This is a genomic window from Paenibacillus sinopodophylli (assembly GCF_005930355.1).
Lineage (GTDB): Bacteria > Bacillota > Bacilli > Paenibacillales > Paenibacillaceae > Pristimantibacillus > Pristimantibacillus sinopodophylli.
In genome coordinates this window covers 376,478-401,800 of the sequence record NZ_VDBO01000004.1, presented here as the reverse complement: position 1 = coordinate 401,800, position 25,323 = coordinate 376,478, and the positions used below count along the sequence as shown (strand labels likewise).

The 25,323-nt window shown below is 47.6% G+C and carries 23 protein-coding genes; 14 read left to right on the top strand and 9 right to left on the bottom strand.

Annotation, left to right across the window (positions count from 1 at the left end; genetic code table 11):
* Nucleotides 1–12 precede the first annotated feature (12 nt).
* The gene (locus FGT79_RS18865; RefSeq protein ID WP_246096487.1) at nt 13–4,077 is read left to right on the top strand and encodes a DUF5695 domain-containing protein; all 4,065 of its coding nucleotides are present in this window, start codon (nt 13–15) and stop codon (nt 4,075–4,077) included.
* Nucleotides 4,078–4,139: 62 nt separating this feature from the next.
* On the opposite strand, the gene FGT79_RS18860 is transcribed toward FGT79_RS18865, so the two are convergent.
* Both FGT79_RS18860 and FGT79_RS18855 read right to left on the bottom strand, forming a co-directional pair.
* Nucleotides 4,140–5,690 (bottom strand): GGDEF domain-containing protein, encoded by a 1,551-nt coding sequence (locus FGT79_RS18860; protein ID WP_138754369.1) that lies wholly within the window; start codon nt 5,688–5,690, stop codon nt 4,140–4,142.
* Between the two features lie 494 nt (nt 5,691–6,184).
* On the bottom strand, nt 6,185–6,619 hold the full coding sequence (locus tag FGT79_RS18855; RefSeq protein ID WP_138754368.1) for a GNAT family N-acetyltransferase: 435 nt from the start codon (nt 6,617–6,619) through the stop codon (nt 6,185–6,187).
* A 306-nt stretch (nt 6,620–6,925) separates the two neighbouring features.
* Between FGT79_RS18855 and FGT79_RS18850 the strand changes: the two genes are divergently transcribed.
* The 3 genes from FGT79_RS18850 (at nt 6,926) to FGT79_RS18840 (ending at nt 9,011) form a co-directional block, all read left to right on the top strand.
* Nucleotides 6,926–7,354: a disulfide oxidoreductase gene (locus tag FGT79_RS18850; RefSeq protein ID WP_138754367.1), complete on the top strand. Its 429-nt coding sequence runs from the start codon at nt 6,926–6,928 to the stop codon at nt 7,352–7,354.
* Nucleotides 7,355–7,450: 96 nt separating this feature from the next.
* Nucleotides 7,451–7,915 carry an MEKHLA domain-containing protein gene (locus tag FGT79_RS18845; protein WP_138754366.1) on the top strand — a complete coding sequence of 155 codons (465 nt, stop codon included), beginning with the start codon at nt 7,451–7,453 and terminating at the stop codon, nt 7,913–7,915.
* A 217-nt stretch (nt 7,916–8,132) separates the two neighbouring features.
* The gene (locus tag FGT79_RS18840; protein ID WP_138754365.1) at nt 8,133–9,011 is read left to right on the top strand and encodes a DUF72 domain-containing protein; all 879 of its coding nucleotides are present in this window, start codon (nt 8,133–8,135) and stop codon (nt 9,009–9,011) included.
* Between the two features lie 5 nt (nt 9,012–9,016).
* Here FGT79_RS18840 and FGT79_RS18835 read toward each other — a convergent pair whose 3' ends face one another.
* Nucleotides 9,017–9,385, bottom strand: a complete 369-nt coding sequence (locus tag FGT79_RS18835) for a DUF4180 domain-containing protein (protein ID WP_138754364.1) — start codon at nt 9,383–9,385, stop codon at nt 9,017–9,019.
* A gap of 115 nt (nt 9,386–9,500) precedes the next feature.
* On the opposite strand from FGT79_RS18835, the gene FGT79_RS18830 reads away from it, so the two are divergent.
* Both FGT79_RS18830 and thyA read left to right on the top strand, forming a co-directional pair.
* The gene (locus FGT79_RS18830; RefSeq protein ID WP_138754363.1) at nt 9,501–9,932 is read left to right on the top strand and encodes a hypothetical protein; all 432 of its coding nucleotides are present in this window, start codon (nt 9,501–9,503) and stop codon (nt 9,930–9,932) included.
* Between the two features lie 72 nt (nt 9,933–10,004).
* Nucleotides 10,005–10,838, top strand: a complete 834-nt coding sequence (gene thyA, locus FGT79_RS18825; protein ID WP_138754362.1) for a thymidylate synthase — start codon at nt 10,005–10,007, stop codon at nt 10,836–10,838.
* A 71-nt stretch (nt 10,839–10,909) separates the two neighbouring features.
* Here the strand turns inward: thyA and FGT79_RS18820 are convergent, their stop codons facing one another.
* On the bottom strand, nt 10,910–11,977 hold the full coding sequence (locus FGT79_RS18820; RefSeq protein ID WP_171056322.1) for an LLM class flavin-dependent oxidoreductase: 1,068 nt from the start codon (nt 11,975–11,977) through the stop codon (nt 10,910–10,912).
* A gap of 204 nt (nt 11,978–12,181) precedes the next feature.
* Here FGT79_RS18820 and FGT79_RS18815 point away from each other — a divergent pair, with 204 nt between their 5' ends.
* The 4 genes from FGT79_RS18815 to FGT79_RS18800 all read left to right on the top strand — a co-directional run bounded on the left by FGT79_RS18815 (nt 12,182) and on the right by FGT79_RS18800 (nt 15,907).
* Nucleotides 12,182–12,778 carry a DUF6630 family protein gene (locus tag FGT79_RS18815; RefSeq protein ID WP_138754361.1) on the top strand — a complete coding sequence of 199 codons (597 nt, stop codon included), beginning with the start codon at nt 12,182–12,184 and terminating at the stop codon, nt 12,776–12,778.
* 20 nt (nt 12,779–12,798) lie between these two features.
* On the top strand, nt 12,799–13,104 hold the full coding sequence (locus FGT79_RS18810) for a hypothetical protein (protein WP_138754360.1): 306 nt from the start codon (nt 12,799–12,801) through the stop codon (nt 13,102–13,104).
* A gap of 89 nt (nt 13,105–13,193) precedes the next feature.
* Entirely contained in the window at nt 13,194–14,777 is a 1,584-nt protein-coding gene (locus FGT79_RS18805; protein ID WP_138754359.1) for an AraC family transcriptional regulator, read from the top strand.
* Between the two features lie 152 nt (nt 14,778–14,929).
* Nucleotides 14,930–15,907 carry an ABC transporter substrate-binding protein gene (locus FGT79_RS18800; RefSeq protein ID WP_138754358.1) on the top strand — a complete coding sequence of 326 codons (978 nt, stop codon included), beginning with the start codon at nt 14,930–14,932 and terminating at the stop codon, nt 15,905–15,907.
* A 173-nt stretch (nt 15,908–16,080) separates the two neighbouring features.
* Here FGT79_RS18800 and FGT79_RS18795 read toward each other — a convergent pair whose 3' ends face one another.
* The 5 genes from FGT79_RS18795 to FGT79_RS18775 form a co-directional block, all read right to left on the bottom strand.
* A complete protein-coding gene (locus FGT79_RS18795) occupies nt 16,081–17,079 on the bottom strand; it encodes an anti sigma factor C-terminal domain-containing protein (RefSeq protein ID WP_138754357.1) in 999 nt (332 codons plus the stop codon).
* Complete coding sequence (locus tag FGT79_RS18790) at nt 17,069–17,575, bottom strand: RNA polymerase sigma factor (RefSeq protein ID WP_138754356.1); 507 nt, start codon at nt 17,573–17,575, stop codon at nt 17,069–17,071. The genes FGT79_RS18795 and FGT79_RS18790 overlap by 11 nt, the downstream gene beginning before the upstream one ends.
* Nucleotides 17,576–17,958: 383 nt before the next feature.
* On the bottom strand, nt 17,959–19,098 hold the full coding sequence (locus tag FGT79_RS18785) for a DHHW family protein (RefSeq protein WP_246096496.1): 1,140 nt from the start codon (nt 19,096–19,098) through the stop codon (nt 17,959–17,961).
* 33 nt (nt 19,099–19,131) lie between these two features.
* Nucleotides 19,132–20,514 carry an MBOAT family O-acyltransferase gene (locus FGT79_RS18780; protein WP_138754354.1) on the bottom strand — a complete coding sequence of 461 codons (1,383 nt, stop codon included), beginning with the start codon at nt 20,512–20,514 and terminating at the stop codon, nt 19,132–19,134.
* 5 nt (nt 20,515–20,519) lie between these two features.
* Nucleotides 20,520–21,044, bottom strand: coding sequence for a DUF4358 domain-containing protein (locus tag FGT79_RS18775; protein ID WP_138754353.1), 525 nt, complete (start codon nt 21,042–21,044; stop codon nt 20,520–20,522).
* Nucleotides 21,045–21,495: 451 nt separating this feature from the next.
* Here FGT79_RS18775 and FGT79_RS18770 point away from each other — a divergent pair, with 451 nt between their 5' ends.
* From FGT79_RS18770 to FGT79_RS18755, 4 genes are read left to right on the top strand one after another with little or no spacing between them, the layout of a single operon-like run.
* A complete protein-coding gene (locus FGT79_RS18770) occupies nt 21,496–22,851 on the top strand; it encodes an AMP-binding protein (protein WP_171056321.1) in 1,356 nt (451 codons plus the stop codon).
* Nucleotides 22,851–23,120, top strand: coding sequence for a phosphopantetheine-binding protein (locus FGT79_RS18765; RefSeq protein ID WP_138754351.1), 270 nt, complete (start codon nt 22,851–22,853; stop codon nt 23,118–23,120). Before FGT79_RS18770 ends, FGT79_RS18765 begins: the two co-directional genes overlap by 1 nt.
* A complete protein-coding gene (locus tag FGT79_RS18760; RefSeq protein ID WP_138754350.1) occupies nt 23,117–24,175 on the top strand; it encodes a Gfo/Idh/MocA family protein in 1,059 nt (352 codons plus the stop codon). Before FGT79_RS18765 ends, FGT79_RS18760 begins: the two co-directional genes overlap by 4 nt.
* Before the next feature lie 14 nt (nt 24,176–24,189).
* Nucleotides 24,190–25,317 (top strand): DegT/DnrJ/EryC1/StrS family aminotransferase, encoded by a 1,128-nt coding sequence (locus tag FGT79_RS18755; RefSeq protein ID WP_138754349.1) that lies wholly within the window; start codon nt 24,190–24,192, stop codon nt 25,315–25,317.
* Nucleotides 25,318–25,323 lie beyond the last annotated feature (6 nt).

Sequence of the window (25,323 nt, the reverse complement as noted above, 5' to 3'; positions counted from 1 at the left end):
GAGGCATCATTAATGAGGATTCAAGCTCTTCCTTCTAGCAAAAAAATGCTTATGTTAGTCGCGTCCTTTTTTGTAACCGCTTTATTTATGGTTTTTTATCCACAACTGGCATTCGCTTATACGTTGTCCAACAGCAATTTCAATATTACGACCGGAACTAATGGCGAGATTAATTCGCTTAGATTAGTTGGTGACACGTTCAACACGCAATATGTCATGAACCCGACAGTAGCTCCCAATCAGAATACAGCTGATCATCAGTGGCTGGGAGAGCTGATGTTCAAATATCGCTTGGGGACAGGGGCATGGCAAACAGCACTGACACAAAGCTCAACGGATGCAAGAACGCAATCACAAAGCGGTAATACTGCGACAATTACGTATCAGAATTCAACAAATGCAAACGGTGTCAAAAACTTCAAGCTTGTTAACACGTATTCCCTCGTTAACGATTATTTCCTCTGGCAGATTGAATTAACCAACACAAGCACACAAACGATTGAATTTGGCGATGTAGGCTTGCCACTGCCATTCAATGAGTTCTGGACAGGTGGAGGCAATGAGCAAATCTATGAGACACGGGTTCTCACACACTCCTTCGTAGGTAATAACAGCTCGTACATTACAGCTGCTCGTCCGAGCGGAATTGGTCCTTCACTGCTGATGATACCGGATGCGAGTACTGGAGCTGGATTCGAATATCAAGATCGTTGGAGAGTTGAAGAGCATCCAGGCAGTAAGTGGGCTATGGATCAAGGCGGATGGATTGAAGGTCTGAATGTCTTCTACATTCATTCCAACGTAATCAAAAGCACAAACCGTGGATACTTGCCGAACACAAGCTTGACGCTTGCTCCTGGCGCAAGCAAAACGTATGCTTTCAAATTTTTCAAAGTTACAGGCGAGAACGAAGTAAAGGATCGTCTTTATAATGAAGGTCTTATTGATGTCACCGTTGTTCCAGGTATGATTGTACCGACTGATCAAACAGCGAAGTTTGATCTGCGTACGACCAAAACGATTAATTCCGTAACGGCACAATATCCGTCCGATACGACAATTGTGTCGCTTGGTACAACAGGAACGAATCATAAGATTTATTCCATTAAGATGAATAAGCTGGGGCCGAATAGCGTCACAGTTAACTATGGCAATGGAGAGAAGACGGTACTGCAGTTCTATGCAATTGAACCGATTGATGCCGCGCTGCAGCGGCATTCGACGTTCATGGTAAACAGCACACAGTGGAACGCTCCAGGAACCATTAAGGATAAGGTGTTCGACGACTGGATGATGGATTCCAACTCGAAGCGTAATGTGTTCAACGGCTATTGGGGCTGGGGAGATGATTGGGGCTATACACACGGTCAATTCCTTGCCGAGAAGAATGTGCAGACGCCTGTTGCTTCTGAGGTCCAGGCAGTTGATGATTATTTGACGGTTGCGATCTGGACCAATCTGATGGGCGAGCATCAAACCGATTATCTAATCCATGACTTCTTAATGCCTGCACCGAATGATACGCCAACCTATCGCGGCTATGCGTATCCACATATCTATAACACTTATTTCAGCATGTACAAGATTGCTAAGCTATATCCGAACTTAATTACTTATGATAATCCGAAAAATACGTATTTGCTGCGCGCTTATAACATTTTCAACGCTTTGTACGGATCAGGAGTTGCCTACAACTGGAATACAGGTCTGATGGGTGAGCTTACTACACCAGACATTATTAAAGCTCTGCAGGACGAGGGCTACACGACGCAAGCGAATAATCTTATCTCTAAGATGGCGACCAAGTACAATAACTTCGCGAACACGACGTATCCGTACGGTTCCGAATACAACTATGACAATACGGGCGAGGAAGCCGTTTATACGCTTGCTAAGATGAATAACAATAATACGATGAAAAGCAAAATTAATACGAAGACACGTGCTGCGCGTGGCCACATGCCAGTATGGTATTACTATACCGATCCAGTAACAATTACTGGTGAGAACTGGTGGAACTTCCAATACAGTGTTTCTCTAGTGGGCTATGCGATGGATGATTGGGTTCGTAGCAATTCCACGAATCCGGAAGTCGAGCAACGCTTGTCCTATGCAGCCAAAATAGCTAACGTAGGTGCAATTAACTCCGGTCAAATTAGCTCGGACCCTGCAGATATTGGTGCAGTTGCATGGACGTATCAAGCGGAGAAGGGGAATTATCCAGCTCTTGGTCATGGTGGTGGTCCGCTTCAGAATGGTTGGAGAGGCATGTCCGGTGAATCCGATCTAGGCTTGTTCGGAGCAATCAAAATATTGAGCGCCGACGTTTCGGTTGATCCGATATTTGGTGTATACTGCTACGGCTGTGAAGTTACAGAAACCAGCACAAATTATACAGTCGTACCTAAGGACGGCGTGTTCCAGCGCTTGAACCTTATTACCGAGAAATTCGGCATGGAGCTGGAGCGGGATAAGTATACGACTGCTACAGTAGCCAAAGCGAAAAATGCACTTAGCTTCACGCTGAGAAACTCTACGCCAGGCACGGCTCACACGACTAAAGTGACGCTCAAAGGGCTCGCTGCGGGTTCGTATAACATTCTTAACAATAATGTGGCTGCAGGTTCTGTCAATGTGACTGCTAATGGAACGACAACCATCAGCTTGAATGTCGGTACGGCTGCCACTTATGCAATCAGTTTGCAGCAGGGCACGCCGCTTCCGAATACGGCTCCAGTAGTTGATGCAGGTGCAGATGCAACTTTCACGCTTCCAGCAACCGTGACGCTCACAGGCACAGTTACAGATGATGGTCTACCTAGTGGTGTAGTTACTACGACTTGGACGCTCGTAAGCGGTCCAGGCACGGCAACATTTGCGAATGCGAGTGCTATTAATACGTCTGCAACCGTTTCAGCAGCAGGCACTTATGTATTCCGTCTGACAGCCAGCGATGGCAGCTTGACAGCGAACGATACGGTAACGCATATCGTTAATCCAGCTGCTGCAATCCCAGAGGTTATTGCGAGCTATTTGTTTAATGAAACGAGCGGAACGTCAGCAAGTGACGCTTCCGGCAATGGCAAGCACGCTACACTTAGCGGTGGAACGGCATGGTCAGCTGGGAAAACAGGCAATGGGCTTGAGCTGAATGGCTCTAATGCTTATGCGAGTTTGCCAACAGGCATTGTGAGTGGCGTTAATGATTTCACGATTGCTACTTGGGTGAAAATCGACACATTGAGCGACTGGTCCCGAATATTCGATTTCGGTACCGGCACAAGCAATTATATGTTCCTTGCGCCGCGGGCCGGCGGCTCAGGACTCCGCTTTTCCATCACATCGAGCGGTAATGGATCGGAGCAGCAATTGAATGCACCAGCATTGCCGACTGGGGTATGGAAGCATGTTGCGGTAACGTTAACCGGTACGACGGGGCGGCTCTATGTTGACGGCGTTCAGGTTGCTAGCAATACGAATATGACGTTGAAGCCGTCTAGTCTTGGCAGTACGAACTTGAACTATATCGGCAGATCACAATTCGGTGACCCGTACCTGGATGGCGTTATCGATGATTTCAAAATTTACAGCAGAGCTTTAAGTGCAACTGAAGTAACTACATTATTCAGTGGTACGCCAAGTGCGGGTAACATTGCGCCGCTAGCGACAGCCTCTACTTCCTTTGTTTCGACTTGGGAGAGCTTAGCCGGCTTGAACGATGGATATACGCCAACGAGCTCGGCAGATCGTGGGCATCCTGTCTATGGCAATTGGAACAATCCGAATACGACGCAATGGGTACAATATGACTTCGCGCAAAATTATACGATATCCAGCGTAGATGTGTATTGGTTTGATGACGATGGAGGCATTGATCTTCCTGCTTCCTATACAATCCAGTATTGGAATGGAACTGCTTGGGTGAATGTCGCAAGTCCGTCGGGGCTTGGCTTGCTTGGCAATCAATACAACACGACCACCTTTACGCCAGTATCCACCAATAAGCTTCGCTTGAATGTCACGGCGAAAGCAACGACTTCTACCGGCATCTCATCATGGAAAGTAAGCGGCTCTTAGTATAACGAAAAGCGCGGCTCCCTAGCTTGAGGGGGCCGCGCTTTTCTATGTATATTGCGCTTTTAATTTGAAGCCACTTCCTGCATGAGGGTTTCATCGTAGACACTGTAGGTGTTTTTGCCGCTGCGCTTGGCATGATACAGCGCTTTGTCTGCGCACGCATACAATTCCTCAGAATCCTCCGCATGCTCAGGAGAAATGGCAATACCGATGGAAACGGTTGTGCTCAAATCATTGGTTACATTGATTCCCTTAATTTCAATCGGACGTTTCATCTCATCGATAATATGGTTTGCAACGTCCAAGGCGTCCTGCGTGTCCTCGACGTGATTGAGAATGACCACAAACTCATCACCGCCAAGGCGAGCGGCGACATGGTTTGAATCAATGACAGCCATGCGGATGCGTTTGCCGACTTCGATGAGGAAGGAGTCTCCAGCATCATGCCCTAGCGTATCATTAACACGTTTGAAATTGTCGAGGTCAATATGGAGCAGCGCTGCTTTATGCTGTTTTTTCTTGCTTCTGGCAATGGTTGAGTCGAGAGCATTCTCGAACGAGGCTCTGTTAGAGAGACCCGTCAACAAGTCATGGGAAGCCAGATACATAGGCCTTGCGACAAGCTTAGTAATGATGTAAGAAATCATCAAGGCAATGACAATGGTCGCTAACAGCTGCAATAAAAAAATTTGATTGTTTTGCTGCAGCTTGCTTGCAAGCTCGGAATCGTTGTACACAATTTCAATCATGCGTTGATCGGTGAAACGGTTAGGCTGGTCATCCATTCGTATTGAATAGGGAACGTAGCGATAAGTGACAGGATCACCGTCTTTTACTCCTTTAATGACACGCACGGCACTTTCCTTTAATGCTAAATTAAAAGCGGGTACATTCTGGTTGGAAATGAGCAGTGACTTACCATCTTCACCCTTCTTTCCAATTGATTTCCCTGTCGTCGTAAACACGGTAATATCGTTAATATAGCTGTATTTCTCAATAAGTGTGTTGCTGATTTCAAGGAAATTGAAGCTTTGAAATACCGGATTATCATTCAAATAAAGTCCGAGCTCGATTAAGTATTTGTGGTCGGGAGTAGGTATGTAGCTATATTTTCGCAGCATTCCCGTATTCGTTTCTTGGTCGATTCCATCTGTTGTGAACTGATTGCCGTTAAGTCTTGTGGTCAGCAGTTCAGAGAAAGAGGATAACGTACCATTATCATCATGGAAATTTAGTCCGACGTCGGGAGGGAAGCTGCTGAACCGGATGGTCAATGAACGGTCGATCATATAAATATCCATATCGCCCATACCAGCTTTCAGAGCTTGATAATCCCATTTCGCAACATCAGGCTGCTCGCTGTATTTTTGCAGAAGTTTATCCGAATGGTCTCTCATTTCATCTTCAATGTCTTTATCGGATAGTTGAAAAGCTTTATCAGCAGCAGATACGGCTGCGACAACGGTGTCTTCCACCAATGCGGATTCTTTTGCGTAACTTGCTATTAAATTCGTTTTTAATCGGTGTTGATTCACCAGGGACACGCTAAGTGTCAGCAAAATGCTGAAAATGCCCATGATGGTCATCAGTTTAGCTTTGAAGCTAAGATGCACGTAACTTCCTCCTCTAGAATGCTCATGGATGGTATCCACGAGAAGCAACAGCTATAGCCCGTTTGAAGGGCGGCGATACAGTTTATGGCTGATAGGTCTATTTACCTAAACTATATATCGGTCAATGATAGCATTAATTGAATTAAAGGATGGAAAATAATAGTTAACATTTCGTCTATGTGTGGATATGGATGGTTTTTCAACTTCATATACGTTCCACTTTCTTCTCATAAGCATTATTTAGCGTATTACCAGATACTACTCTATCACATCTCAATGAGGGAAAAATGACAAACTTAACGCTTTATTCCTCATGGTAGTTGGCATGGGGTGCGGACAGCGATCTTCGGAATGTCGGATAGGATGGAGATAAACCATTTTACATATGAAATAGTAGATATACTTTGGATGACGTAGAAGATCGGTATTTAGGAGGGAAAGGGGCGACGGAGAGTGAAACGGTTCGTTCTCCGTCTTGTTAGGCGTTGCGCAGTCTAAGTGGAAATAGGAGTGTGAATAGCTTTGAAATAAACCCATTCAGGGTCACCGTCATCGAGGTTCTCGATTGTGCCGCTTCTTATGAAGCCAAGCGATTCACAGACACGCTGCATGGGCGTATTGGAGGCATTGGTAGAAGTAAACAGCTTAGGAGTCGTGCAATGCTGCTCGATATACTTCATAAGTGCTGAAGCCGCACCTCTTCTTCTGAGCGATGGGTTCACGATGAGCAATTGAATAAAGGATTGTTCATAGAAGGTTTGGTCAAAGGTAGCGAAGCCGATAATGACATCATCATATATGGCGACGATACATTGCTGTGCGGCGATTGCCTTGGCTAGTTGTGGTTCTCGAATGCGAGAGCCGATGACGCAATAGTCGACCTCGCAAATATCGTGAAGATATTCAGTAGTTGCTGGTTCGATCTTCATCTAGTATTGTCCTTTCGTGGGGGAAGTAAGCTATTGCTATATCTTAGCAAGGGCAGAGACAGGTGGATAGGTAAAGCTTGGTTATAAGCGTTTGATTTGTATGCCCGCTTGTGGAATATTCAGCAGCACGCAGGTGGCTGGAAGCTGTCCTCTTAATGAAATAGGGTCGAAGAGGTTATCGATTCAATTGTAAAATTTTTATAATAAAGAGGGCTATAGCTCTTTCGAGTCATGTCGAACCGCCTTCCTGTGAGCGAGAATAGGCATAAGCATATTCATTAGCGCAGAGAAGGCGAGGAGAAGGTTTTGGAAGAAACATTAGATAAGAAAAAATCGTTTTGGCTGTTCGCAGCATGGGCAACAGCCGTACTCGCTACGGCAGGAAGTTTATATTTGAGCGAGGTTATGCACTTTGCACCATGCAGTCTTTGCTGGTTCCAGCGCATATTCATGTACCCGCTGGCTCTTTTGCTTGGAATCGCTTATTCCAAAGGAGACTCAGGAATCGTGTCCTATGCGTTGCCGCTTGTTGTCATAGGAGGGGGATTCTCTCTCTACCATACGATACTTCAGAAGCTTCCGCATGATTCTCCGCTTGCGGCTTGTGGTCCTGTCTCCTGTCAAGGCGACTATTTGAATTGGTTCGGCTTTATTACAATCCCTATGCTGGCGCTTGTCGCTTTCCTCATCATTCTAACGGCATTACTGCGCTTGCGCAGTCTGAACCGCACTTAGTGGCTAAGCTGTGAATGGACAGCCGAGGTTTAGTGGACATGTTCGGCTCCTCGTGATATATAAAGAAAAGAGAATCAAATGGGGAGGAGCATAACGATGCGAATACCGCTGACAGGTGTTGGGGCAACTGAGGAGCATGCGAGGCTTCTAGTGGACAGCTACCTGAGATGGACCGGGAAGCAGCTGTTGGTGCTAATGCCTGGGCAGAGTGTGAAGGAGCAGCTGTTCGAAGCATCCATCGTTATTCTATCCCATGGGATAGAGGAAGACCCGGTTCTGAATTATGGGAATCGCCGTGGACTCAGCCTTTGGGGGATGGAATGGGAGACTTTCACGCGCACACCTTCCAGACTTACGGCGGAGCAGATGGAACGAGAGGAGCGGGATCGCTTCTTTGAAGAGGTAACGGCGAACGGCTATGTCGATAATTACACGGGCATCCGAATCTCGAGCACAGGCCAGCGATTTTATATTGTGAACGCGACGGTATGGAATCTATTGGATGAGAATGACGCTTATCGTGGACAAGCGGCGGCTTTTAAAGAATATCAGATGATATAGGTTGCAGATAGCAACAGCTTCTAAGCAGTTCTCTAGTAGGGATTTCTACGGGAGAGCTGTTTTTTTCTACGTATAGGAAAGTATATGATTTTACTCATACTTTCTCTATACGTCTACTCGAAACGTGAGTATAGCTGCCAGAGGACGGCTTCAGCCGTTTACGCTTGTATCTGAAAATTAGGTATAATAGTTGGAAAGCACAATCGGAGGAATGGACATGCCCATACATATTGGTCTAGCAGGCTGGGGCGATCACGATCAGCTGTATATTTCTGTTGCCAAAGCCGGCAGCAAGCTACGGCAATATGCCAAGCATTTCCCTGTAGTAGAGGTGGACAGCACCTTCTATGCCATCCAGTCCAAGGAGCGATTCGCGAAATGGCTAGCGGATACGCCGGCCAGTCTGCAATTCGTCGTGAAAGCTTATCAAGGCATGACGGGGCATCAGCGCGGCCCTGTTTTGCCGGTTGCGGAGACTAATGAGATGTTCACCGCGTTTCGTGACATGCTTGAGCCTGTGATAGAGGCTGGGCGGCTGACAGCAGCGCTGTTCCAATATCCGCCATGGTTCGATTGCACGCAGGCCAACGTACGCATTCTGAGGGAAACGAAGAAGCGGATGAGCGGCATTCCATGTGCACTCGAATTTCGGCATCAGAGCTGGTTTACCGAAGACTACCGAGAGAAGACGTTATCGTTCATGAGAAGGGAACAGTGGATGCACAGCGTCTGCGATGAACCGCAGGCGGGAATCGGATCGATTCCGACGGTGCTGAAGGCGACGGATGCGGAAGCTACAGTCGTTCGATTCCATGGACGCAACGTATCCGGCTGGAACCAAGCAAGTGCGCCGAATTGGCGGGAGGTTCGTTATTTGTATCGTTATAGCGAGGAAGAGCTGCTGGAATGGGTCGGCATGTTGAAAGTGTTGGAGCAACAGAGCAAGCATGTTTATGTTATTTTTAACAATAACTCTGGTGGAGATGCGGCTGGCAATGCGAAGCGGCTGATGGAGCTGCTCGGGTTAACAAGGCCGGATGGCAGCAGCCCGAATGAGCCGCCTCCGCCTATTGTGGAACAACTGGATTTGTTCTGAAGAGATCACACGATACGGTGAAGGGCTTGAAGTGCAGAAGGAAGGTCCTTGGTAAAGAATACCTGCTTCCCCTTGTTGCATTCATAAATGAAATCCTTTAAGCTCTTGCTGTCGTAGCTGTCAAAGTCGCCAACAATGGCGAGCTTCACTTGATAGTTCGTATACTTCTGCAAAATGTCACCGGCAAGCTTCGTCTTTAAATCGAAAAAATCTTCGTTGATGTTCGATTTATTAATGATAATTTTGTAGCAATCTTCATGATAGCTAACGGTAGCCAGTAAATCCAAAGCATCCTGTGCATTCGCAATGACAATCTCGTCGCTTTCGATAATAGCTATCCTTGATTCATTGTGCTGATCAACCATTATTTTCATATTCTTTCTCACCCTTCACGAATGTATGGCTTTATGGGGAGTATATCGCATAGATATTAGCTATTCAAGCCTGGGAAGGAACTTCGTTTCAGTAGGACAGGAGAAGGTGATTCTGATGCTGCAAGTGTTTATCCGTAGAATGTCTATTCGAAGGCTGCATAGGGAAATAATGCTGGCGGAGCCTATTTATCGCATCCTGCATAACGAGAAGGTGGAGTGGTATAAGCAGCAGTGGGAACGCTTCTCGTTGCTGGAGGGGCGAGTCACAGAGGATGAGATTGAAGAGGTTGTACCGTATATCTCCGAGCGAATAGAGGAGCTGTCTAAGCATTTGAGCGGGTTAGCTCTATCCAAGCGTGACATGAAAAAAATAACATTTTTTGTGGAGTATGTAGACACATTAAAGCAATTCACAAGACATGATTTCAATTCTAGGAACATTATGATGTATATGTCTTTGTATAATGAGGTGTTGTTGGGTTCAACCCGGTATAGCAACCTTGTGAAGGCATTAGCGAGTTTTGAAGATACGCCTAGCTTGGAGTGAAGGTTTCTTTGCGCTATCATGAGTCATATAGACAGTGTCTTTGTAGGAGAAAACAAGCTGGGAGAGGTTAACTTGTCATTAGCGGATGATATTTATAAAAAACTGGTTATGGATATTGTAGAGCACGGGATATGGGATAAAGATCAAACCGTTAGAACGGTATGGGCTGACGGCACACCTGCGCACACCAAAAGTATCATTTGCAAGCAAGTCACTTATGACAATACAGAGGTTCCCATTCTAACGACCAAACGAGTCCCTTGGAAGTCGGCCATACATGAGATGCTATGGTTTTATGTGAAGCGTACAAGCGACTGCGCTTATTTGGACGAACATAACGTATCGATCTGGCGGGAATGGACGAATAACCATAACAATATCGGAAAAGCATATGGCTATCAGCTTGGGAAAGAGATAACCTTGAATGGCAAGCTGACGAATCAAGTGCATCATCTCATTGAACAGCTCAAAAACAACCCTGCCTCAAGAAGGCATGTCATCTCGCTATGGGATATCGATGAGCTTGACGAAATGGAGCTATATCCATGTGTCTGGAATAATCAGTGGATCGTAAAAGAGGGGAAGCTTCATCTGATCGTAAATGCCAGATCGAATGATATTGGACTGGGCAACCCGTTCAACATATTTCAATACTATGTGCTGCAGCGTATGATTGCACAGGTTACGGGCTACGCACTCGGCACATTAACCTTTAACATCAATGATGCTCACATTTACGAACGCCACATGGATGCGCTGCAGGAGCAGATCGAACGAGAAGCCTATGCGGCACCAGAGCTATGGATAAATCCAGACATTACGGACATCGATGACTTCACGATTGATGATTTCAAGCTTCTTCATTATAAGCATCATCCAGCGATTAAGATGGAGATTGCGATTTGACCACAGTTAAATAAAAAGCGTGAGCCTCGGATTACTTATCTGTTCCAAGGCTCACGCTTTATTTATAAGGTTTATGATTGGTTTTTTGCAAGCTCTTTGCGTACAATCGGCGCTACCTTCGTACCTAGCAGTTCAATCGCGTGAAGCACCTCTTTGTGAGGCATCGTGCCAACGTTGATATGCAGGAAGAAGCGACTTACGCCTAGGTTCTTGCGGAGCAGCAAGATCTTCTCTGCTACATATTCCGGATCGCCTACATAAAGCGCACCGCGCAGACTGCGAGCCGCATCATAAGCGTTGCGATCATAATACTGGCGCCAGCCGCGCTCACGACCGATGACATTCATCTGTGCTTGCGTTGGCAGGAAAAACGAGTCGGCTGCTTGCTCAGTTGTGTCTGCGACAAACCCATGGGAATGCGTTGCGATGGACAGCTTGCTTGGGTCATGTCCTGCTTTTGCTGCTGCTTCTTTGTAGAGAGCAACAAGCGGTGCAAAGCTCTCAGGCATGCCGCCGATAATGGCAAAAGCGATAGGAAGGCCAAGCGTACCGGCACGAACAGCAGACTCAGGGTTGCCGCCGCTTGCAATCCAGACCGGAAGCTTGCTTTGAACGGACCGTGGGTACACAGCTAGATTGTTGATCGCAGGGCGATGGCCGCCGCGCCATGTTACCTTCTCGGATTCACGGATAGCCAGCAGCAGCTCTAGATTTTCTTCGAATAGCTCTTCATAATCATCAAGGCTGTATCCAAACAATGGGAAAGATTCGATGAATGAACCACGGCCTGCCATTATTTCTGCGCGTCCATTCGAGAGACCGTCTAATGTGGAGAAGGCTTGATACACACGAACGGGATCGTCGGAGGAAAGGACGGTTACCGCGCTTGTCAGCCGAATGTGCTTCGTCATTGTTGCGGCGGCTGCAAGTACGACAGCAGGCGCGGTGCCAGCGTAGTCAGCCCGATGATGTTCGCCGATTCCATATACATCAAGGCCGACCTGATCGGCCAGCACGATTTCTTCAACTGCATTGCGCAGACGCTCGGCATGGCTGATGACTTCTCCTGTCACCGGATGAGGTGTTGTCTCCAAAAACGTACTGATTCCTATTTCCATGTTGTTTGCCAAATCGCTCATTTCAAAACTCCCCTTTCAATAATTCTATTTTACTCATTTTTTTATGGTTTCTCAACTTTTGTAAGCTGACTGCCAAGCCGCTGGAGTGGTTTTTCTTATTCGTCTTGTAATACAATTGAGAGGTACCCTGACGATAGCATCAACAAATGATATAGCAAGCAGAGAAAGTGAAGGTCTATTAATCTGAATTAGAGGATGTGCAGCATGGGCTTATTCGATTTTTTTCGAAAAAAGAAAGTGGATGCGATGCTTTTGTCAGATACTGATCTAGAGCAAGGCATGGAGGAAGAAAGGTTCGCTGCGCTGCTTGAGCTTAGCAGAAAGCTGTCTATAGGCAATGAAGATATCGTGCAAGAGGTTAGCGATGCCTATCTTGCTCCTGATGAATATTGCGAGAAATGGCAGGATAGGTTGGACGATCGAGGAATAACGGGGCCGCTTGAAGAGCTGCCTTGGATTGCACTGGTAGATGCCTTAATGGAAGAAAGACTAGCTGATGAAATGGATTGGAAGTCAGAAGGCAGCACGATTCTTTATGTGATTCGTAGATTAATCGCAAGAAAACAGCTGCTCCCAGCGGATAAGGATTGGTCAGAGTTTGAGTACGAAGATCAACAGCCAACAGACGTAATGCTGGAATTAATGAAAAATAAGCTTTTAGCGTACGATATTGCGCTGGCATGCTTGGATATCGAGAGTGACAGCTATGTGTTGATTGCGGTAGAAGCTGTGATGATGGGCGAATTGAAGCAATTGGCGCATGCTGCGGGGTACCGGATCATTGATCATTTTGACAGTTGAATGGGCAGAAGGAGGCTTCTATGAAAATTCACTTATTGATTTTTGTCTCATCCGTTACCAAACAATATGAAACGCTTGTTCAAGCGTCACTCGTGAAAACTTTTGAATCTACGATCCGTCCTATGCAAGGGGATATCATTGATGATCCAGGCTTTCACCCGGATTATCACAACGGCTATGAAGTGGTCAAAACAACGATAAATTATGCTTCAGATGAATGCTGGGTTTCCTTGTCACCACTAGTCGTAGAGTTGGAGAATATAAATATAGAAACGTATATCGCGAAACTTAAAGCTAACGGTTGGCGCGATTCAACTGAAGAATAATGGCAGTTAGTCAATCACTCGGTGATTTAAAATTTAATGTAAGGAAACATTTTGTTGTTTGATCCATATTTAACAAGCAGGTGATCAGCATGAATCCTATAACGAGGCTTCCCATTGCATTAGCCCATACCAGTGCGCAAATCGAAAAGATTGATTATTATCGCATAGAAGGCGAGCAACTGGTTGGCATACAGCATGACGAGGATGGAACACTTCTGTTCTGGACAAGTGGTGAGGGCCTATTGGAAAACAACGGCGCCAGACAATCCGTACAAGCCGGAAGCGTATGTATGATTATGCCGAATACGAGCGTATGGCTCATGCCGGCGAATGGAGAAACCACTAGCGTATATGCACTATCTTTCAAGCTGCCAGCAGCTGCTCGCGATCTAGAAACGATGTGGCTGGCAGAGCTGTCCAAGCTTGCTGCTGTGCAGGTAATCGAACGTATTAAAACGCTATATGGACGCAGGCTGGATAGCGGAGAACTTGAGAAATTCCGGCTGCAAATGGATTTTCATGAGCTGCTGTATTTGCTGATCAAAGATGTGGAGCGTAAGCCAAACATCAGTCAGCGGGAAGCTTTACTAGTAACAGCACGCTATATGGAGCAGCATTATCACGAGCCGTTGTCGCGTGATATGCTGGCTGGGATGGCAGGTATGAGTGCACCCTATTATTCGCGTGCTTTTAAGAAGGCAATGGGCAAAACACCCCAAGAATATTGGACAGGTATCAGACTTAACCAAGCGCGCAAAGCACTCATCCTGTCATCGGATAAAATTGGCGATATAGCCGAGCATACAGGTTTTGGAGAGCCTTATTATTTCAGTCGGATATTCAGGCAGACACTTGGAATCTCGCCAACGATATACCAAAAGCAAGAGAGAACACGAATAGCTTGCCTCTATCCACCTTTTATTGACGCGATGTTGGCACTAGGTGTGCTGCCAATTGCCTATATGATAGAGCCAGCTCATCCGCTCTATATGAGATTGACGGACTCGGTTCATCTGGGACATTTAGAAGCAGGCTTTGGGGAGAGGGAAGCTAGCCTCCTTGCAGCGGTGAAGCCTGAATATATATTGTGCAGCGACTATATTGATCCGTATCAAGAAACGTTGATGAATCGGATGGCTCCAGTGTTGGCTGTTACCTGGAGGAGAAGCCGGAGGGAGGATTTGTTGGAAATAGCAAGAATACTCGGCAAACTAGACCAGGCAGCAGCTATTCTGACCGAATATGAACGGCAAACCGAGCTTGCCCGTGAACAATTAAGCAGACAGGTCGGACGTCGGACGGTCGCTTTATTGCGATTTAACTCCCAACAATTACGGTTGTATGGTGGTCCGTCACAAGGTTTTGTTGGTCCGATTTTATATGGCGACCTTGGATTACAAGCGCCTTCACTTGTACAAAAATTGGCATGGAGAAGCTGGTGGGCAGAGATTGAGCTATCACAGCTTGCTGAGCTGGATACGGAGTTTTTGCTGATCGTTATTGACCCTGGTATGGAGCAACAGGCAGCAAGCATCATGCGCGGTGAGATATGGTCGAAGCTAGCAGCCGTTCGAAACGGGCAGGTGCATCAGGCCGATTATTATACATGGATGAGCAGCGGACTCGAGATGGATAAGCTGAAAATCACAGAGGCATTGCAGTTGCTGGGCTAAAACATTTGTGAGCAGCGTACGATACGATCCATCAACTCGCGTCCATTATGACACAAATGTCCTAGTATATTTGCCTATTTGTCCTTGGTAAGGCGTTGAAAATAGAATATATTGATAATGATTATCATTATATTCAAGGAGTGGTTAAAGAAATGTTTAAAGGAACACCATGGATAGGAGCTTCTCTTGTATTGCTCATGCTTCTCTCGGGCTGCGGTGCTGCTAACAATGCCCCAGTGAATAATGTCTCAGAGAATGTAAATACGGAGAAAGAAGAGGTTACCTCTGGAGCGGAGACGCCAGCCGAGCAAGAGCGAGTTGTAACCGATGAAATGGGTAACGAAGTTACTATTCCAGCAGATACAAGTCATATCATTGGTATTTACTTGGAGGACGAGTTAGTGTCACTAGGTTTAACACCTATTCGCAAATCTCGGATCGGTGCGTGGAGCGGGCAGGACTATCTAGGTTTGACGGTAGAAGATATTGATGTGCAAGGAGACGTTGAGGCTTTTGTGAAAGCGGAGCCTGATCTTATATTAACGAATGTTTATGAAGAAAAACAATATGAACAGCTCTCTAAGGTAGCGCCAATGTACGCGTTCAAGGACGCTCGGGCAGATTGGAGGTCAACGATTCGGACACTTGGCGATTTGCTGGGCAAAGCCGATAAAGCGAGTGAAGTGATTGCTTCCTACGATCAAAAGGCGGCAGATGCGGCAGCGGAGCTAAAGGCTGCAGTTGGCGATGAAACGGTTGCAATTTTACGTGTGCATGCAAAAGAGCTTCGATTGTATGGGGGACCAGGCTATGCTGGACCGGTACTGTACAATGAGCTTCAACTAAAGCCTGCTAAGCTTGTTCAGGAGCTGGTCCTAGACAAAAATGAGAAGGTCGTTGGCTTATCGATGGAGCTTATTCCGCAGCTTGATGCCGATCATATATTTCTTACAGTGGATACTGGCGCGGAGGAGCAGTCTAAACAGCTGATTGAAAGCGAATTATGGAAGAGCCTCCCTGCAGTTAAAAAAGGGCAGGTGCATGAGGTTAATTTTGAAACGTGGATGAAAAGCGGTCCCATTGCCGATGGCAAAAAAATTGAAGATGTCGTTGCGGCATTGAGCAAATAGGGATTGAATGTATTACCTGATTTTTGTGGCATTATGATGTGTACAGGCTGTCGAGCAAGTCTCGACAGCTTGTTTTTGTTCACTATGCTGCATACTAACTCTAATAATTAATATTATCGAAATGGAAGTTGGATATTGAAAGGAACAGATCGTGAAGCCTATTCATGTATAGCTTATTCGTCGAAGGAATCAATCGTTTCGGTAATGACTCCGAATGTAGATGCCCTAATATAAGGCTGATTCCTCAGCGTGCCTAGCTGCTCGGCTGTACCGGTAACAATCGCACCAATGATTTTGATATCCTGCTCCTCGAGTTTGCCGTTGTCTCCTACTAGCGATTCGTAAGCTTGCTCTGCGCTCCATTTGAAGCTCTTGCTCTGTTTTCGCAATTGCTCGATATTTGCAATAAAAGAATCGACTCCGCCAAAAGGCTCGAATTGCTCAGCATGAAAGCCATATACGAATACAGATTCAGCGTTTACTGTCTGCTGACCTTGGCTCATATACGTGATTCGGTCATCCTTGTAGGCATCGACCCACCACCATACAGGATGTATCCCAGGCGGGAGTCTGTCCTCGATTTCTTGAAGCGTGTAGGGCTGATCGAAGGATAATCCAAGCTCAACGACATTTGTTTTTTTCAGCTTATCCAGCTCGCTGATGCTATCTCTATAGCGATCATAAGTGATTTTCGGGTGATAAAAAAACAGTTCTCTATCGCCGGTGTACGCATTATAACGATACAATTGGCTGGATTCGGCTAATGATTCGGATTTCTCCATTGCAATCGGACCGAACGAGCCGTATTCCCTAGAGGAAGAACCAAGCAGGTTATATTTCCGTTCAACCGGCTCCCATATGTAGGGCTTATTTCCGATGACCTTATAGGTTTTGGTTTCGATTTCGCCCCCGAACCAATTGGCTTGGTAGGTTTGATTGCTGATATGCGTGTTCGGGCCACTAATTTCATTAAAAGCGATAATTTCGTTCATCGTCTTTTGAGCTTCCGCATGCGACCATTGCCGAAACCCATACCACAGTAATAGGAGCGTGATCGGCGTTATGATAATGACAATGCCTATGGTACGCAGGGTAGACCATACCTTTGCTTTCCTAATTAGTTTTTTGGTCTCTTTCTCATCGAACGAAAAATGATTCAAATCACTGACCATCGTAATGATCCTCCTTAAAGTTTTTTATAAACATTTCTTTAGCCCGTCCCACATGGGTTTTAAGCGTGTTCTCATTTTTGTTTAATAGGGATGAAATCTGCTTGTAGGATAAGCCCATTTCATATTTCAGAATTAACAATTCCTGATGCAAGGGTGAAAGAGTCTCAAGCACCTCTCTGACATGTCTGGCACCTTCTGCGTGCATAAGGTTGCTCTCTGGAAGATTAGTCAAGGATAGTAGAGGAACGTCGTCGACAGGGATTGCTGACTGCCGTTTCTCTTTTCTTTTGACATCATAGAATTGATTCGCTGCTACTCGGAATAACCAACTCATGACGATCTCTGCGCGTATGCCGTCTTTATGCAACAAAAATTTGTAACAGGTATCCTGTGCAATATCTTCAGCATCCTCGTGGGAAAGTCCACGCTTGCGCAAATATCGATATAGAAGAGTTCCTGTCTCTCGAAGAAAATCATTCATCGTTTGTTTTGCCATAACTGCCTCCTTACCTCATACAACGTGTTACCTTAAAGAAAGTTTACAGTGCAAGCAAATTACTAGGAAAGAAAATGAAGCCATGGGTTATATGATGGATCTCTTAAAAGTGGTAGGTTCAGGATTCTATTATTAGTATCCGCGCGGGGATGAAGTTCATAATGTGGTTTCGGCTTATGTGTGTACAGCATTCACGGGGGCTGAGAACGGAAGAAGAAGAGGTGCAGGATCAGCGCTTTTTCGGTTTCGATGAATTGCCCGATGAGCTGTGTCCTCCGGCAATTCATCGAGCAAATTCTTGCTAGGCCATATCGGTTGATCGAAACATAGGCATACTGTTATCGCTAGGCGAACAAAACCATTCTTCCGCTTGCGCTGCTGCTTTAATAGTTCAGCTTGAGCAAATTGCGCTCGCCAATAAACGTTGTCGTATTGAAAAGCATGAGTACATCTTCGATGCCGTTCTCCGCCATATAATCGCTAATGCTGCCATTATAGTAGCGAATGTCAATGACATGTATATCCTGTACATGCTGGGTTAGAAAGGGGAGGAAACTATGGGCGTAAGAATCTTTGATGACGAGTATCTTATTCAGCTCAACCCGCTCAGCGGGAAGCGTGCTGTGTAAAGTTAGAAGTGCATGGACGCCGCCTAGGAAGTACGAATACTTATCTTTTTTCGCCAAATAGCTCGGATCGTACATGCTGCCTACCGTTTGGTCCGTATCGGCAATATACATATTGGTTTGGATGCCGTTTTTGTCCTTATAGACTTCAATGGAATCCGGTTCTAAGCCAATGAACTGACTGCGCGTATGATAGCTGCCAAGAAACGAGTGGGTAATCGTTTCAATGGTAAAGTCCTTCTCAGCAACCGGCGTCCAGCCCATTTGCTGGGCATATGCGAAATAGGCAAGGTAGGCGCCATACGTAGTCCAGTGGTGGTCTGTTTTATAATAAATAGGTCGATCTGCGCTCGCTGCGCTGCCGAGAAAGTCAAAGCCGTCTATAAAGTTCAGGCTGTCTTGCACCTGCTTGCCGATAAAGCCATTCACCTCATTCTGCGGGTAAGCCTGAGCGAGCCATGGCAACCGCTCCGGATACAATCCGATTGAAGTAGGGGCAAGCATGAACGTAATATTCGTGTTGGGGTGCTTCTGTGCATATAGCTGCACCGCAGCGGTGTACGCCTTTATATCTTCATAAACAGGTACGCTCAGCTTCTCGAATAAATAACCGTCTGCCCCTTTGTAGATACCGTTGTTCTCCTGTTGAAGCCGCAGCTGTTCAAGCATAGACTTCGTCCACACCCACTGGTTGCGGAATGGAAAATGATCGGTAACGAAGCTTTCTGACTCGTCTGAAAATGTTTTGGACCACAGGCTGTCCCAGGTCAGCTGAGGTGCCTTCTGCAGCGTGCGGTTTTCTACATTCGAGAACGGTTGAATTGGCAATAGAAAAAACAATACTGACATGGTGAACAAAAGGCCGACGAAGCCCCATACATATATGCGATCCGTCATCTTGCTCAATGCAGAGGCCTCCTTCCTTGTTCGTTAAAATCGGAAATATAAGAATGGATTAAAGGTAGCATCGACTAAATAAGCTACGGACATAAAGAAAAGCAAGGCATGCCAGCCAAGCTGGATGGCCGGGCCAAAGCCGGTTTCATGTTGGCGCTTTGGCAAAGACGCAATGACTAATAAGACGAGCAGAATTGCATTTGTATATAACAGATACAGCGATTCATTGTTCCATAAAGGCTGATGATTCACGCCGAACATGGCAGCCAGATACGCGCCCATTATTGATAAATCTTCAAATGCGAAAAACACCCAGCCGATTAGAATGAGAAGCAGCGCGTAGACATGCCGAATCCAAGCAGGCATTCTCTGCATAAGCTTTAATACGAACCATTTCTCGAAGACGAGAACGACCCCGAAATACAAGCCCCAAAGCAGGAAGTTCCAGCTTGCTCCATGCCAGATACCGGTCAGCAGCCATACGATCATAATGTTGCGAAGCTGCTTCCAAGGCCCGTTGCGGTTCCCGCCTAATGGAATGTACAGATAGTCCCTGAACCAGGTGCTAAGCGATATATGCCAGCGTCTCCAAAAGTCAGTAATGCTTTGCGCCGTATAAGGGCGGTTGAAGTTTTCATTGAAACGGAAGCCGAACATCATACCAAGGCCGATTGCCATATCCGAATACCCGCTGAAATCGAAATAGATCTGAAATGCAAAGGCGATAATACCAATCCAAGCGGTAAGGACGGGAAGTGATTCTGTACCCGTGCTTGAAACGGTATTCCATAATAAACCAATATTGTTGGCTAAAAGCACTTTTTTAGCTAATCCGATAATAAAGCGTCGTACGCCTTCCGCGAACAGCTCGACGTTGACGACACGATGGCGAAGCTGTTCGGCAATCGTCGAATACTGTACGATGGGTCCCGCGACAAGCTGTGGAAACAAAGCAACGAATGTACCGAAGTCGAGCCAATTGCGCTGCGCTTTGGCCGTTCCCCTATAGACGTCAATAATGTAGGACATCGATTGGAAGGTATAGAAGGAAATACCGATTGGCAGCGCCAGCTCCGTTAAAGGGATTTGCATGCCGAATAAGCTGTTGACATTCTGAATGAGGAAGTCGGCGTATTTGAAGTACCCCAGCAGAGTTAAATTGATGATGATCGAGGCGACAACGATCCCTTTCCGCTGCGTGCTGCTGCGCTTCGGATTGCTGAGCAGCAGTCCGAAGCTGTAGTCCGCAATCGTAGAGAGCAGCATGATTGCAATGTATATGGGTTCTCCCCATGCGTAGAAGACGAGGCTTGTCGCGAACAAAACAAGGTTTTTGATTCGCCACGGTGACACGAAATAGAGCAGCAGCACGGCAGGCAGGAACAGAAAGAGAAATAGTAGGCTGCTGAATACCATACTCGTTATTTTTGCTCGAAATACGTATCGAAGGCAGCAAGGAATTTATCTGCTTCCTCGGAAATAACGAATAATACGTAGTTGCCTTTCGTTACGAGCTTATAGTTTTTGGCATTTTCATATTGATCCTGAAGATAGGTTTCGAACGTTTTTTGCACGTCCGCGGCGCGTTTTTTCGCACCTTCTTCAATGGCTGCGATATCCTTGGCATCCTTTACTTTGAACAAGGCAATTTCATTGGTTTTGACATTCATCATGGGGGACATGATCGTATATTCTTCCATCAGAGCAGGGTCAATATAGAACATTTGCTTCACCATATCGCCGTTCATATCGATTAGCGCTGGCTGTTCGATAGCAGCAAGCATTCCGTCAACGATTTCTTTGGTTGTTTTCGTCGTAACGACGCTTTGTTCTTTGTTTGCGGAGGTGTTTCCGCCTGCGTTATTATTTGAGCCGGCATCCGAGCATGCAGTCAGCACCAATCCAAGCGCTATAACGAGCATAAAAGCAAAATAATTTTTTTTCATCCTATTCAATCTCCTTGGTGTCGTTTATTTTGTTTTTCAAAAAATAATAACGAAACTAAAATCGTTAATGTTGCTGTTCGCGTTATTATGGTAAAAATTGACGAAAAGCATGCATGCTGTAGTTGAGACCAGTGATGTCTTTGAAGGATGATGCGATATTTACTTGATCTTCATAAGTTGTAGGCGCTCACTGAACGTGGAGATGCGAGGCCGTGCATTCTGCGAAGGCGAATTTTGTACATGAATGAGTCTAGGTGGGGCTGGCATCCATGCTTGGCAGAGCAAAGCATAGGCGAGTATTTGGTCGAATAATAGGGAGTCCCGTCGATAGGTGTCAGATGCGTCTCGGGAGCTTCGCCAATCCTGAAAAATGGCGCACATTCTGAAGAATTATATATTGTATAAGGCGGTGGACAACCCTAGAATCGTAAGAAAAAGGAGTTGTTGCGCTATGGATCCTATGCTGAAAGTAGACGGGAATACCTGGAGCAAAGTACAGTTCGTATCGCGGATGCGGGTGATCAGTGAACTGGGGCCGTGCCGCTCGCCCGAAGGACATCGCTACGCGATAAAGCTGCGCGATCCGGTAGACATCTTGGCCGCGGTGGTCTATTTCCGTGAGCATCATGCCTCGGCGCTGCTGCTTCACGGAGACACGCCGACCGATGAAGCAGCGGCAATGGCGACGAGTGCAGGCTGCAGGGCGTTGCTTCTAGACGCGCCTCTGCAAGCGCTTTCTCTACGAATGCCGGAACATGAGGACAAGGTACCAGAACCCGAGAAAATCCGCTCAACGCTCATTAGAGCTGCGGAAGGAAGGGAGCCTCAATTTGAGCCATCGCTGCTGCAGTTCAGCTCAGGTACGACCGGCGATCCGAAGCTAATCAGCCGGTCTTGGTCCGATATCGCGTGGGAGGCGCTAAGCTACAATAGCTCACTTGCGGCCGCAGGCGGGGAACCCCCGCTTGTGCTTGTGCCGGTGTCCCACTCATATGGCCTTATTACGGGCGTGTTGGCCGCATGGGCGAGAGAGGATATCCCGCATGTCGTTCATACCCGGAATCCGAAGGCTGCATTGCGCCATATCCGTGATAACCCAGACAGTATCGTCTACGCCGTTCCTTTCTTATATGGACTCATGGATTCGCTTAGCAAAGGTGAGGTTCGTTACCGCAAGGCGATCAGCTCTGGTGCTCCCTTAACCGAAAGAATGCTGGAGAAGCTGAGGGCGACGTCGGGTGAGGTTTGGCAGCAGTATGGCTGCTCTGAAATCGGCTGCATCTCACTAAAGGCAGGTCCGGAGCGCCCCGACGAGGTGGGGCGGCCGCTGGCCCATCTGCATGTCAGAGAGGAGAGACTGTCGGAGGAGCATAGCGAAGGCACGGTCTCATCCGAAGGCACCGGAGGAGAACTCGTGGTAAGAAACGGCATGAAGGTTGTGAGGACGGGGGATATAGGGGTCGTAACGGCTGGAGGTGAACTTCGGGTGCTGAGCAGGCTGGACGATCTGATTAATGTATCGGGTCAGAAGGTTATGCCTAGCGAGGTGGAACGTGCGATTGCCGGACTTGATGGCGTGAGGGAGGTGGTCGTGTATGGGGCTGCTCACTCCGTGTGGGGAGAGACAGTCAAGGCGATGATTGTGGCCGACGGAAAGATCGGCGCGGAAGCGGTTCGAGCAGAGTGTTCGAAGCTGTTGCCCGGCTACAAAGTACCGAGCGCAGTAAGGCTAGTGGATGAAATCCCGCGCAAGACGTCGGGAAAAATAAGCAGAAGATGGCTTCGTAAATGGGAGGAGGAACAATAATGGAACGCAATCGCATTGTTGAAGGGCTGCGCAAGATTATCGCGGAGGAGCTGGATGTTGCAGCACCTGATGAGCTAAACGAAACAGATAGACTGAACGAGGATTTGAACCTGGACTCCATTATGATTCTTCAGCTTGCCGTATATATTGAAGAGTATTTTGAAGTGGCTTTTCCTGAAGAGGACGTTGATCCTAGCGTGTTCGCCACAGTTGGCAGCTTGACGGATTTTGTTGTTGCCTTACAGAAATCAGGAGCCGCCCTTCGATGAAGCAGGTGAACCTGGGGATCGCAGGATTTGGTCGTATCGTCGAGTTAACCCATCTGCCGCTACTGAGGAAGATGCAGGAATATCACATCTGCGGTGTATTCGACCTGATACCGCAAAGACGACAGCTGGCGGAGCGCAGAGGCTTGACGGCTTGGGAGCGGCTCGATGAGCTTCTGGACGGAGAGGCGGAAGCGGTATTGATTGCGACGCCTCCGCACAGCCACTACGCGATCGCTTCAGAGGTGCTGCGCCGCGGCAAGCATGTGCTCATTGAGAAGCCCGTGACTGTCAACGGGGAAGAAGCGATGCTGCTGAGGGAGCTGTCCTATAAGCATGGCGGGATTGTCACGGTGTTTCATAACAAACGATTCGATCCCGGCATGGCGATTCTGGAGGAGGTGCTGCAGAGCGGCGTGCTGGGCCGGATTCAATTCGTTGAACGACGCCATCATCAATTCGGCTCGGGTGCCTCGTTTGGCGTACAGTCATTCCGACCTTCTTGGCGTGACGAGAGCGCCTATGGCGGGGGGGCGCTGCTGGACTGGGGCGTACACCTGATAGACCAGCTGCTTCATCTCAAGCTTGGCAGGCGAACAAGCGTGAGCGCGATGATCCATCGTTTACGCCTAGGAAAAGGTGACGCTGAGGATTGCGTGATGGCCCATCTTGAGCTGGATAACGGCATTCTGCTTATGCTGGGCATCCACTTCGGCTCCCACGCAGCCGACCCGCAGTGGATTGTCGGCGGGGAGTTCGGAACCCTTCAGATCACAGGTCAGGGCGAAGCATCCCTGCAACTGAAGAACGGGCTACCAAACCCAGTTCTCTCCTCTTATTCCGGCAAGAAGAGCTATCGGGGAGATATGGATGCGGTACGTCATATTTATGGCTCGTTCGCTGCCAAGCTGTTCGGTGAGGGAGAACTGGCGGTTACGTTGGAGGAGGCCATCGAAGGCATGATCGTTATGGACGAGATAAGAGCGTCTGCCGCACAGGGAGAGTCAGGGCATCGCTTGACAACAGGGGAAAACTCACTGTCACAGGGAGCAGTCTAACGAGGGGGAAAGGTATGGGAATATTGTTCGCGGGACCGCAGTTGGAATTTGAACAAATTAAGGAAGCATGGTTTGCCGCAGCAAGACAATTGGCTGCGAAAGGCGTCTTCGTCGGCGGACAGCCGGTCACGGACTTCGAAGGGGCATTCGCCCGATATTCAGGAACGGCTCATGCGGCTGGCGTTGGCAACGGAACTGATGCGCTGTTCCTAGCGCTCAAGGCGCTCGGCATAGGGCCGGGCGATGAGGTAGTCACAGCTGCCAACACGTTCGTCGCGACCGCCGAAGCGATTCATCATACGGGAGCGACGCCAGTGCTTGTGGATTGCGACTTGGGAAGCTATCTCATCGACCCAGAGAGTCTAATGGAGAAGCTGACCCCGCGCACGAAAGCCGTTATTCCTGTACATCTATACGGTCAGATGGTGGATATGTCGCCATGGATCTCGCTTGTGCGAGAACGGGGGATCGCTGTCGTAGAGGACAGCGCACAGGCTGCGGGAGCGAGACTGGGCGATATGCCTGCCGGCAGCACGGGCGATGCGGGCTGCTTCAGCTTTTATCCAGACAAAAACTTAGGGGCACTCGGCGACGGAGGCGCTATCGTCACCTCGGATGAGTCGCTGCTGTCGACTATTCGCAAGCTGCGCAATCACGGCGGAGAGACGCGGTATACGCATGAAATACCAGGCTACAATAGTCGGCTGGATGCTTTGCAGGCGCTTGCGCTGAGTCTTAAGCTGGAGTGGCTGGACGAGTGGTCGTCGCATCGAAGACGGATAGCGGGGCTATACGAACGCTATTTGAGTGAGGTCGACGGAATCGTACTGCCTGCTCACCGCGGCGATGACAGCCATGTGTTTCATCTGTATGTGGTGAGATTGCCTGCGGAGGCAAGGGAGAACGCTCGACGTTATTTGCAGAAGAAAGGCATCTTGACTGCGGTGCAATATCCGCTGCCCGTACATCTTCTGCCGGCTTTCCGCCATCTTGGCTACAAGACGGGAGACTTTCCGATCGCGGAATTCTGTTCGGAACGCATTCTGTCCCTGCCCATGCACATCGGCATGAATGAGGAAGCGGTATCCGAGGTGGCGGAAGGGCTTAAAGCGGCACTTGCTTTGCCTGCTTATCGGAGCTAAAGGGTC